The sequence below is a fragment of the Candidatus Latescibacter sp. genome, from assembly GCA_030692375.1.
Classification (GTDB): Bacteria; Latescibacterota; Latescibacteria; order Latescibacterales; family Latescibacteraceae; genus JAUYCD01.
This window is the reverse complement of record JAUYCD010000189.1, coordinates 16,874-28,097: the sequence shown is the minus strand read 5'-3', so window position 1 is coordinate 28,097 and position 11,224 is coordinate 16,874. Positions and strand designations below refer to the sequence as shown.

Here is an 11,224-nt window from a genome sequence, read left to right as displayed (position 1 = left end):
GGTGGCTCAGAACAGCCCGAACCCCTTCAACCCCGCCACGTCGATCAGCTTTACTCTGGCAAAAGCCGGAAAAGTGACGGTCGATATTTTCAATGCGGCGGGACAGAAGGTTGATACAGTTGTGAACACCACCATGAATGCGGGTAACCATTCGGCGACCTGGAATGCCTCAAGGTTCTCTGCCGGTGTGTATTTCTACACTGTCACCTCCGGAGATTTTTCCAGGACTATGAAGATGACCCTTCTCAAGTAAGAGCGGGCGTCAAAACTTACATTAAGGTCCGGCCAAAGAGCCGGACTTTTTTTTATCCTGGCCATCCCCTTAATTTTTTAAATCAATATTTTGTAACTCTTTATGATGCTTATCTTTCCACGAAAATATATTTTAAAAATATTCTCGGGTTCAAGTCCTCTTGAAAGACTAATCCCCCCTGCCTTATTAAGGGGGGAATCATGTTGGCAGGCAGCTTTTACCCCCTTAATAAGGGGGTCGCCGCTTTATGCGGCGGGGGGATTTTGTCTAAAGAGCAGATAAGTATATGGTATATTTATCGCCGAATAAAAAATGGGGGATTGCCAGAGCAGCGCCATTTCCGGCTTGACATATGCTGTTTGGTTTAGTATTATAAAAGGATATATTTTATGGAAATAACTGTTTTTAAACCTCAGCTCAAAGGTGAAGCCTTTGAGCTCATCGCAAACGCCGGAGACCTTGATATCCAGAGCGAGGATTACTCCCCGGACGATAATATTCGAGTCATCTGTCAGGTCCATCGCGATGGTAATCTGGCCATAGTAAAAGGTGAAGCGATCACATCGGTTATGGTGAATTGTGCGCGCTGCCTGAAGCCTTTTGCTATGGAGGTGTCGGGGACATTTTCCCTGGTAGTGAAGCAAATGCCTGTCGGCGAGCCGGTTCCGCAGTTATCCGAAGAAGAGGAAGAACTGGACGAGGAGCGGCTCTTGTATGTGGAGCATGATGTTGCCACGCTGGACATTACCGATTATGTCCGGGATTCTGTCATCCTTGCGTTACCGCTGAAACCCGTCTGCCGGGAGGATTGCAGGGGTTTATGCTATTCCTGCGGGCATAATCTGAATGAGGGGGAGTGCGGATGTGAGAAGAAGACCGAGGATCCCCGCTGGCAGGCGCTATCGGAAATTTTGAGCAGGGAAGAACTGAAAAAAAGATAACAAAGATAATGAAAGGAGCTTTTTATGGCTGTTCCAAAACGAAAAACATCGAAATCCCGTAAAGGACTGCGGAGAACCCACTGGAAACTCGAGATTCCCGCTGTCGCCACATGCGCCCACTGCGGCCAGCCGGTAATGCCCCATAGGGTATGTCCGGAATGTGGATACTACAAGGGAAGACAGGTTATTGAACCCGCGGAAGCGTAACCGGTGAATACATGTCAGGCAGAATAATTCGAATAGCCGTAGATGCCATGGGAGGGGATCATTTCCCGGATGTTCTCGTCGAGGGAAGCCTGGAAGCGGTGCGGCGCTTTCCCGATGTGGAAATCAAGCTGGTGGGTGAAGAAAAACTGGTGAGAGACTGCCTTCACCGTATAGTCAGTTCCAAAGGCAGTCGGAAAAATTCTCTTCCCCCAAACCAGGATTTACTGAATCGGCTCTCTGTCGTTCATGCCGAGGAAGTTATCGACATGTCAGAAAGTCCCGGCCGGGCGGTTCGTTCCAAGAAAAACTCGTCGATAGTACTCTGCAACAAACTCTGCAGGTCCGGGGAAGCGGATGCGGTGATAGCGGCGGGGAATACCGGAGCCGCCATGGCCGCTTCTCTCCTGTACATGGGACGGCTGCCGGGTGTTCAAAGGCCGGCGATTATGGGAATGTTCCCCTCGGAAAAGAAAACTGTGGCCATTCTTGATATGGGCGCAAACACCGATTGCAAGCCGGTGCATCTCTATCAGTTTGCAGTCATGGCTTCGATTTTTACCCGGCATGTGTTCGGTTATGAAAATCCCAGGGTCGGGCTGTTGAATAATGGCGAGGAGCGAACCAAGGGGAATGAGCTCACCTGCGAAACCTACACCCTTTTGGAAAGCTCCGGTCTGAACTTCATCGGCAATGTCGAGGGCCGTGATATTTTCAAGGGTGTTGCAGATGTGGTGATATGCGACGGATTCGTGGGGAATGTGATTTTGAAATTTGCCGAGAGTATCTTCAGTTTCATCACCTATCAATTACGGCAGAAGACCGAACGGAGCATGTCTCGAAAACTCGTTGCACTGATGATGAAACCGGTATTCAAGGAGATCAAGAAAGATATGAGCCCTGAAGAGTACGGCGGGGCGCCTCTTTTGGGTGTCGACGGCATTAGTATTATCTGTCACGGTAATTCCACTCCGGTTGCAATTACCAATGCGGTAAAAGTGGCGCGTCAACTTGTTTTTGAAGATGTGAACGTGCTTATCAAAAATGAGCTTACAAGGAATTCTACCGTAACCAATGAATAAATACCCGGTTATTACAGGGCTTGGATTCACAGTACCATCGCAGGTTTGGGATAATAGCCGCCTCGAAACGATGGTTGAAACCACAGACGAATGGATACGAACCAGAACGGGAATTGTTACCCGTCATATTGCTGAAGAGCACGATACAACCGCCAGCCTTGCTTCTTCTGCGGCAATGAAAGCGCTCGGTAAAGCGGGACTCAAACCTTCTGACATCGATGTGATTATGGTGGCGACCATGACTCCCGAGATGGGATTTCCTGCCACCGCCTGTTTTGTACAGGAGACGATCGGGGCGAAAAATGCGGCGGCTTTCGATATCTCCGCTGCCTGTACGGGATTCATCTATGGGCTTTCGATCGCTTCTTCCATGATTATCGCCGGGCAGGCGAACCATGTTCTGGTCATCGGTGCGGAGACATTATCACGGATCATTGATTGGACAGATCGGAGCAGTTGCGTGCTCTTCGGGGATGGCGCCGGAGCCGCTGTGGTGTCACGAGAGGGAGAGGGCGGACGGATTCTCGATAGTATCATTCGTTCCGACGGCTCGAATGCGGACCTTCTCTACATGCCGGGGGGCGGTTCGCGGTTTCCGGCGAACGAGACGACGGTCAAAAGCGGAATGCACTTCCTGAAGATGACCGGAAAAGGTCTGTATAAAAAAGCGACTACCTCGATGGCCGAAGCCGTAAAGGACATTCTCAAGCGAAATTCCCTGAAAGTGTGCGATATGGACTTGCTGATTCCGCATCAGGCGAATCTGCGGATCATCCTGAGCACTGCAAAAAAACTTGATATACCGCCGGAAAGAGCGTACGTTAATATCGACCGATATGGAAATACCTCCGCCGCCACCATCCCGATTGCCATGGCCGAAGCGATGGAAGACGGCCTGTTGAAAAAAGGATCCACCGTGGTGTTGGTGGCTTTTGGCAGCGGAATGACCTGGGGCTCGACTCTTTTGAGATTTTGATGGCAAAAAAAGCCTGGATATATCCGGGACAAGGCGCCCAGTCGGTTGGGATGGGAATCGTAGCGGCCGAATCATTTCCTGAAGCCGGGGACCTGTTCAAACAGGCTTCCGGGCTTGCCGGATATGACATGCTGGAGTTTTGCGCCTCCGGTCCGATGGAAAAGCTTTCGCGGACTCTCTATACCCAGCCGGCTCTGTTCACTGTGGAAGCGGCCTTGACTGAAGTTTTGAAGAAGCATGGACTCGTTCCTGACGCCGCAGCCGGCCACAGCCTGGGGGAGTTCTGCGCATGGTATGCTGCGGGCGTCTATGATTTTGAGACTGGTTTTTCCCTTGTTTCCGCACGCGGCAGGCTCATGGATGGCGCGGACCCGGAAGGCAGAGGAAACATGGCTGCGGTGATCGGACTTACCTGTGAAGTGGTCCGGGAAGTGTGCCGTCTGGTTACTGGGAATGTGGTGGTAGCCAATATCAATTCGCCTCTTCAGATGGTTATTTCCGGAGAGAAAGATGCGGTGGAAGAGGCCGGAGTGCTCCTGAGAGAACGAGGGGCAAAGCGTGTGATTCCCCTCCCGGTCAGCGGCGCATTCCATTCGCCGCTCATGGAAAAAGCCCGCGAAGAATTTAACGCAGTTGTGGATGGAATCAGGATTACCGATGCAAGGATTCCCGTCTATGCCAATGTTACCGCCAAACCGGTTACGGATGCCGGTGAAATACGTCGTTTGATGGTGCTTCAACTGACATCGCCGGTGCGATGGGCCGAAACGGTGCAGAATATGGTTTGCGATGGAATAACCGAAGCCCTGGAACTCGGCCCGGGGAATGTTCTGGCCGGTCTGATAAAGCGGACTGTTGAAGAGATAGAGGTTAAACCGGTGTCCGAACCCGCTGATATTTGGGAGGTTTTGCATGAAGAGGCTTGAAGGCAAGATGGCGCTCGTCACCGGAGGTGCCCAGGGGATCGGCAGGACGATTGCGGAGCGGTTTCTCTCCGAAGGAGCTGCCATTGCCCTGTGCGACATGAATATAACTCTGGCGAATGCCGCCGCTCTTGAGTTGGCGAAAGGCGGGGGAACGATAAAAGCGTATTTCATGAATGTGGCCGATGAGGAAAAGGTTGATGCCGCCCTCGATGCGGTTTTGAAGGATTTCGGGAGAATCGATATCCTGGTCAATAACGCCGGGATCACCCGTGACAACCTCATGATCCGTATGAAAAAAGAAGATTGGGACATGGTGCTGGCAGTGAATCTCACCGGAACTTTTCTGGTCTCCAAAGGAGCGGTCCGCCATATGGTGAAAGCGCGGAGCGGAACCATCATTAACATCGCTTCTGTCGTAGGAATAATGGGAAACGCCGGACAGGCCAATTATTCCGCTTCCAAAGCCGGGGTAATCGGGCTCACCAAGACCATGGCCCGGGAGTTTGCCTCACGGGGCGTTACGGTGAATGCGATCGCTCCCGGTTATATCCAGACAGAAATGACCGAACATCTTTCACCGGAGGCAAAACAGGCTTTTCTCGCTGCCATACCACTGAAAAAACCGGGCACGGCGGCGGATGTGGCTGCTGTGGCTGCTTTTCTTGCATCTCCGGATGCTTCGTATCTTACCGGACAGGTTCTGTCGGTGGATGGCGGAATGGTAATGTAAATCAGCCCCCTTTCTGTCCTTCGGACATCCTTCCCCCGGAGGGGGCAGGAACAGACTGTGGAGCAAAAACTTCCCTCGCCCCCTTCGGGGTAAACGGTTTCATCGTACCCGCGAAGCGGCAAGGGGCAGAGGGATAGGGGGCAATTGGCTCTGTACTTTACAAATAGATGCCGAAACGGTTTCATCGTTCCCGCGAAGCGGCAACAAGTTCGGCATGACGTGACACGTGTCATCCTGAACTTGTTTCAGGATCTAACTTTACCTGTGTGCATTAAGATTTGTCGCTATTTATAGAATCACAGTATGAACCAACATTTGATCGCGGGAGGAACTGCAATGAGCTTGGAACAGAGAGTTAAGGACCTTGTAATTTCCCAGTTGGGAGTAGAAGCGAGCAAGGTGAATAACGACTCATCTTTTATCGATGATCTGGGGGCTGATTCCCTGGACACAGTGGAACTGGTCATGGCTTTCGAGGAAGAATTCGATCTGGAAATTTCGGACGAAGATGCCCAGAAAATGCGCACGGTGCAGGATGTCATCGACTATCTGAAAGATAAAGTCACCGAATAGAACACGCGGCTGGGCGCTTTTTTTTACGGCGGTTGCCCGATCAATCAATAACTGAAAACGGTCAGGATGCGTTATGGGTAGTAAAAGAAGAGTTGTAATTACCGGCATGGGAGTAATCTGCCCCATCGGAAACAACCTGAATGAATTCTGGAACGCACTCAAAATTGGCAGGAGCGGGATTGGAATAATTACCCGGTTTGACGCCACGAATTATAAAACGCGGATTGCCGGCGAGGTTAAAAATTTCAGCCCCGAACCTATTATTGATGCCCATGAAGCCAAGCGTATTGATCTTTTCAGCCAGTATGCGGTCTGCACTGCGTATGAAGCGATCAAACAGAGCGGTCTTTCCATGGAAAACGAGGACCCGTACCGTACCGGTGTAGTTTTCGGGTCGGGAATCGGCGGGATAAATGTTCTCGAGGAACAGGTATCGATCCTGATTAACAAAGGGCCGGGAAGGGTCTCCCCGTTTTATATACCGGGAATGATCAGCGATATAGCTGCCGGGCATATAGCCATGATGTTCGGGTTGAGAGGTCCGAATTATGCGACTGTTTCCGCCTGCGCTTCCGGCGCCCATGCGATCGGCACAGCCTATCATGAGATTCTCCGCGGAGATGCGGATGTAATGATCACCGGAGGATCCGAGGGTTCCATCTCCCCAAGTTCAATCGCCGGGTTCATTAACATAAAAGCGCTCTCACGCCGTAATGAAGAACCCCAGAAGGCATCACGTCCTTTCGACCGTGACCGTGACGGTTTTGTCATGGGTGAAGGGGGAGCGGCGTTAGTCCTTGAAGAGCTGGAGCATGCCCGTAAACGTGGCGCTCCCATTTTTGCCGAGTTAACCGGGGTCGGATTCACTGCGGATGCTTATCACATCACAGCCCCGCTTCCAGATGGAGCAAGCGCAGCCCGTTCCATGGAACTGGCGGTGGAAAAATCTGGGATGAGTAAAAAAGATGTCGATTATATCAACTGCCATTGCCCTTCGACTCAGGCGGGTGACGCCGCCGAAACGAATTCGATAAAGCGGGCGTTCGGCCCCAAAGCATACGATATGAACGTATCATCCACAAAATCGATGACCGGGCATCTTCTGGGGGGCGCCGGTTCTGTGGAATTTGTCGCCACCATACTGGCGGTGATGAACAACGTTATTCCGCCTACCATTAACTATGAGAACCCCGACCCGGAGTGCGATTTGAATTGCACGCCAAATGTTGCAGTGGAGCGGGAAGTCGCATTCGCCCTCTCCAACTCCTTCGGATTTGGCGGGCATAATGCCACATTAGCGGTTAAGAAATTTTGTGATGAGTGATGTATGAATGCTGTACGGTGGTTTGGAAAAATAATTCGGTTTGCACTACGCCCCTTTCAGGGGAAAAAACCACCTTTTGATATTGAAAAAGTTGAAAATGCTCTGGGGTATAAATTCAAAGACCCGTTCCTTCTTTTCCTGAGCCTGAAACACAGATCCTATTCGCAGGCCAGGGACGGTAACATCGATCTTTCCAACGAACGGTTGGAGTTTTTGGGAGATTCTGTGCTCAACATGGTCGTCTCCCATTACATTTTCAAGGAAAATCCCTCCTTGCAGGAAGGCGATCTGACCAAACTGAAAAGCATATTGGTCAGTAAAACTTCCGCCGCCATTGCCGGCCGGGATGTCGGACTGGAAAAGTATATCCTCCTCAGTAATTCTGAGGAGGGCGCGGGAGGCCGTGAACGGACATCGATAGTGGCCGATACCTATGAGGCCATTATCGGCGGGATTTACCTTGACGGCGGTCTGGAGGCGGCCAAGGATTTTATTTATAGGACCATATTAAGCAATCAGTCGGTTATGCTCGGGGATGAACAGAAAAATTATAAAAGCCTCCTTTTAGAGTTGACACAGGCAGAGAGACTTGGTCATCCAACCTATCAGACCATTTCGGAGGAAGGCCCGGATCACGACAAGGTGTTTACGGTGGAAGTTTTTGTCCGGGGCGAGTCTTTTGGTATCGGAAAAGGTAAAAACAAGAAAACCGCCCAGCAGATAGCGGCAAAAGAAGGTCTGGCCAGCATACAGAAACGGTAGAGTAACAAGTTTCATGTTCCGGGCGCTTCACCTGTCGGGCATGTGAGAGGAATCGATGATTGATTATCAGTTGACCGAAGACCAGAAGATGATTCGCGATGCCTGCCGTGATATTACCGAAAACCATATCAAACAGGTGAGAGCCAAATACGACGAGGAAGGAACTTTTCCCTGGGATATCATGAAAGTTCTCAGTCAGGCTGATATTTGCGGCTTGTATATTCCGGAAGAGTATGGCGGCTTCGGCGGCGGAGTCCTTGAAATGTCGATTGCCATGGAGGAGCTTTCACGGGGCTGCGCCGGTATTGCGCTCGCATTCGGTGCAACCGCTCTCGGAACCTACCCCATTTTGCTTTATGGCACAGAGGAGCAGAAACATAAATACCTCCCCGATATCGCCGCGGGGAAAAAGCTTGCGGCGTTCGGTCTTACCGAAGCCAATGCCGGCTCTGACGCCAGCGGCATCGAAACAACCGCTGTCCGCGATGGCGACCATTATATTCTGAACGGCACCAAGCAGTGGATAACGAATGGCGGCGAGGCCGAGATATATTCGGTAATTACCATGACAGACAAATCCAGGGGGACGCGGGGGGCTTCCACGTTTATCGTCGAAAAAGGCATCCCCGGCTTTTCATTCGGGAAAAAAGAGAACAAGATGGGAATCCGCGCTTCCGCCACACGGGAGCTGGTTTTCCAGGATTGCCGGGTGCCCAGGGAGAATCTTATCGGTCGTGAAGGCCTGGGTTTCATCGTTGCCATGAAGACGTTCGACAAATCGCGGCCCGGCATCGCCGCGCAGGCCTTGGGGATTGCTCAGGGTGCGCTCGAAGAAGCGATTGCTTTTTTAAAACAGCGGGTGCAGTTCGGCAAACCCGTCAGCTTGTTCCAGGGTGTGCAGTTCATGCTGGCGGACATGGCTGCAAAAATTGAGATGTCCCGTGCCATTATTTATGCCACCGCCCGCATGATCGACGCCGGAGTCAAGGATATTACCGGCGCTGCCGCCATGTGCAAGCTCGTCGCCTCCGATACCGCCATGCAGGTGACCACCGATGCGGTGCAGCTCATGGGCGGAAGCGGCTACATGAAAGAATATCCGGTTGAAAAAATGATGCGGGATGCCAAAATTACCCAGATATATGAAGGCACGAACCAGATCATGCGCCAGATAATCGGTCTGGAACTGTTGAAACAGTACTGAAAGAGAAGGCACAGAGGCACAAAGCAAAAGTATGAAGGCAATCACATGGCGCTTTCTGGATACTGCCAAAGGGAGCGCTTTTTTTAATATGGCGCTGGATGAAGCCATTGTCGAGGCGGTGGCCAATGGGCATTCTCTTCCCACATTCCGCCTTTACGGATGGGATCCCGCGGCAATTACCATCGGGTATTCCCAGAAAGCAGGGGATGTCCTCGACTATGGCCGATGCATAGAAGATGGCATATCTGTCACCCGGCGGCTGACCGGCGGGCGTGCTGTTTTCCACGACTGTGAAGCTGCCTATTCGGTGGTCGGCCCTATCCATGATCCCCTGTTCGGATGTAATCTCAGCGCCACCTACCGGGCAATCGGCGCGGTGCTTCTGGAAGCTCTCCGCTCCTGCGGCGCCGAGGTTGACTGGAGCAGAGGCAATCCTGCATCCGGAGAAGAGAGGAGAGTATTTTCTTCCGCACCCTGCTTTCTCAGCACGTCACGCTTCGAGATCACCTGCCGGGGCAGAAAAATGGTAGGCAGCGCTCAACGGCGTTTCAGGGAAGTGTTTCTCCAGCATGGCTCCATTCTTACCGGTCCGGGTCATGAACGGATAGGGGATTATCTGAAAGAAAGTCATGATACTGCAAGTTTCGCAACAGTACTGTCGCGGAAATCCATAGACCTGGATGCCGCACTGGGCCGTCCGGTGGACACTGGTACTCTGAAAGCCTCCCTGTTCGAATCTTTCGCACGGGCGGCCGGAGGGCAGGTAACGCGGGAGGAGCCGTCGCCCCGGGAAACGGAGTACGCACGATTTTCCATACATGAACGGTATAGCTCGAAAGGATGGGTTTTGGGCTATGGATAATCAAATTGTCTTTGATTTCACCAATGTGACCGAGAGCGCTGTCGGGGAGCACGGAATTTCCGACAGTCTCTTGAATTCGCTGAAGAAAAAGGCGGGAACGGTTCACACCGATATTTTGAGGCGCCGTCAATCCGGACGCCTTCCTTTCATGGACCTTCCCTATGCAGGAATCATCGACTATGCAAAAGGTGTGGCCGGACGATATGAAAATTTCATCAACGTGGGCATCGGCGGCTCGGCGCTCGGAGCGCAGGCTCTGGTGGGGGCGCTTTGCCATCCCTTCCACAATGTCTTTCCGGGGCGCGCCGAAAGCGGCATGAGGATGTTTTTCGCCGACAATATCGATCCGGATTTCCTGAACGGCATGTTCGATGTCTGCGACCCCCGGAAAACCCTGTACAACATCATCACCAAGTCCGGCTCCACTGCCGAAACCATGGGGACGTTTCTCCTGGTGAAAGAGCTCCTGGAGAAAGATGTCGGGAACTCGTGGCGTGACCACGTGGTCATTACCACGGATCCTCATAAAGGCGACCTCCGGAAAATAGCCGAAACGGAAAAAATACTTACTTTCCCCGTGCCGGAAGGAGTGGGCGGAAGGTTTTCCGTGCTCACACCGGTCGGGCTTTTGCCGGCCGCCTGCGCAGGCATCGACGTGCGGGAGCTTCTCGATGGCGCGGCGGCAATGGACAGGCGTCTGGGAGACTCGGCGGTCATAGACAACCCGGCGTACCTGTATGCGCTCTACCTGTACCTCCTCGACCTTGAGAAAGAGAAGCGGATGTCGGTCATGATGCCCTATTCCTCAAGGCTTTATAGCCTGGCAGACTGGTACCGTCAACTCTGGGCGGAAAGCCTCGGCAAGAAAAAGGATCTCGCCGGGAAGGATGTCTTTGTCGGGCAGACCCCTATCAAAGCGCTGGGAGTGACCGACCAGCATTCGCAGGTGCAGCTTTATGTGGAAGGACCGTTCGACAAGGTTTTCACGATAATCCGAGTCGAGCATTTCGACCATGAATTACTTATGAAACCGGCTTATAAAGGGTATTCTTCGCTCGATTACCTCGGCGGGCGAACCATGGCCGAGCTGATCGAAGCCGAACGACAGGGGACAGTCTACGCTCTCACCAAAAACAAACGTCCCAATCTGACCATTACATTCCCGAAGATCACTCCCCATACCGTGGGGCAGTTCATGTATGCTCTTGAAATGGCTACGGTATTTTCCGGCGGGCTGTACAATATAGACCCCTTGGATCAGCCGGGAGTAGAAGAAGGGAAGAGAGCGGCTTTTGCGCTCATGGGAAGGCCCGGTTACGAGGAAAAGGCCAGGGACATACGGAGCGGACTTGCGAGCAGCGAAAGGTATGTAAAATAACTGAATGAA

At 52.1% G+C, this 11,224-nt stretch carries 13 protein-coding genes; all 13 read left to right on the top strand.

Translation table 11 applies throughout. From position 1 onward, the window contains the following. Window positions 1-253 (top strand): T9SS type A sorting domain-containing protein (locus Q8O92_11405; GenBank protein MDP2983924.1); only part of this gene is annotated, 253 nt, incomplete at its 5' end. A gap of 389 nt (window positions 254-642) precedes the next feature. After that, window positions 643-1,194 carry a DUF177 domain-containing protein gene (locus Q8O92_11400; GenBank protein MDP2983923.1) on the top strand — a complete coding sequence of 184 codons (552 nt, stop codon included), beginning with the start codon at window positions 643-645 and terminating at the stop codon, window positions 1,192-1,194. 24 nt (window positions 1,195-1,218) lie between these two features. Further along, window positions 1,219-1,401 carry a 50S ribosomal protein L32 gene (gene rpmF / locus Q8O92_11395; GenBank protein MDP2983922.1) on the top strand — a complete coding sequence of 61 codons (183 nt, stop codon included), beginning with the start codon at window positions 1,219-1,221 and terminating at the stop codon, window positions 1,399-1,401. A gap of 11 nt (window positions 1,402-1,412) precedes the next feature. Next, a complete protein-coding gene (plsX, locus tag Q8O92_11390; GenBank protein MDP2983921.1) occupies window positions 1,413-2,480 on the top strand; it encodes a phosphate acyltransferase PlsX in 1,068 nt (355 codons plus the stop codon). Continuing rightward, window positions 2,473-3,456 carry a beta-ketoacyl-ACP synthase III gene (locus tag Q8O92_11385; protein MDP2983920.1) on the top strand — a complete coding sequence of 328 codons (984 nt, stop codon included), beginning with the start codon at window positions 2,473-2,475 and terminating at the stop codon, window positions 3,454-3,456. The genes plsX and Q8O92_11385 overlap by 8 nt, the downstream gene beginning before the upstream one ends. Then, window positions 3,456-4,382: an ACP S-malonyltransferase gene (gene fabD / locus Q8O92_11380; protein MDP2983919.1), complete on the top strand. Its 927-nt coding sequence runs from the start codon at window positions 3,456-3,458 to the stop codon at window positions 4,380-4,382. The genes Q8O92_11385 and fabD overlap by 1 nt, the downstream gene beginning before the upstream one ends. Then, window positions 4,369-5,112: a 3-oxoacyl-[acyl-carrier-protein] reductase gene (fabG, locus tag Q8O92_11375; GenBank protein MDP2983918.1), complete on the top strand. Its 744-nt coding sequence runs from the start codon at window positions 4,369-4,371 to the stop codon at window positions 5,110-5,112. Before fabD ends, fabG begins: the two co-directional genes overlap by 14 nt. 336 nt (window positions 5,113-5,448) lie before the next feature. Further along, a complete protein-coding gene (acpP, locus tag Q8O92_11370; protein ID MDP2983917.1) occupies window positions 5,449-5,685 on the top strand; it encodes an acyl carrier protein in 237 nt (78 codons plus the stop codon). A gap of 73 nt (window positions 5,686-5,758) precedes the next feature. After that, window positions 5,759-7,009: a beta-ketoacyl-ACP synthase II gene (gene fabF / locus Q8O92_11365; GenBank protein MDP2983916.1), complete on the top strand. Its 1,251-nt coding sequence runs from the start codon at window positions 5,759-5,761 to the stop codon at window positions 7,007-7,009. Between the two features lie 3 nt (window positions 7,010-7,012). Next, window positions 7,013-7,771 carry a ribonuclease III gene (gene rnc / locus Q8O92_11360; GenBank protein MDP2983915.1) on the top strand — a complete coding sequence of 253 codons (759 nt, stop codon included), beginning with the start codon at window positions 7,013-7,015 and terminating at the stop codon, window positions 7,769-7,771. 58 nt (window positions 7,772-7,829) lie between these two features. After that, window positions 7,830-8,975, top strand: a complete 1,146-nt coding sequence (locus tag Q8O92_11355) for an acyl-CoA dehydrogenase family protein (protein MDP2983914.1) — start codon at window positions 7,830-7,832, stop codon at window positions 8,973-8,975. Between the two features lie 31 nt (window positions 8,976-9,006). Continuing rightward, entirely contained in the window at window positions 9,007-9,837 is an 831-nt protein-coding gene (locus tag Q8O92_11350; protein ID MDP2983913.1) for a lipoate--protein ligase family protein, read from the top strand. Next, window positions 9,830-11,215 carry a glucose-6-phosphate isomerase gene (locus Q8O92_11345; protein ID MDP2983912.1) on the top strand — a complete coding sequence of 462 codons (1,386 nt, stop codon included), beginning with the start codon at window positions 9,830-9,832 and terminating at the stop codon, window positions 11,213-11,215. The genes Q8O92_11350 and Q8O92_11345 overlap by 8 nt, the downstream gene beginning before the upstream one ends. The last annotated feature ends 9 nt before the right edge of the window (window positions 11,216-11,224 follow it).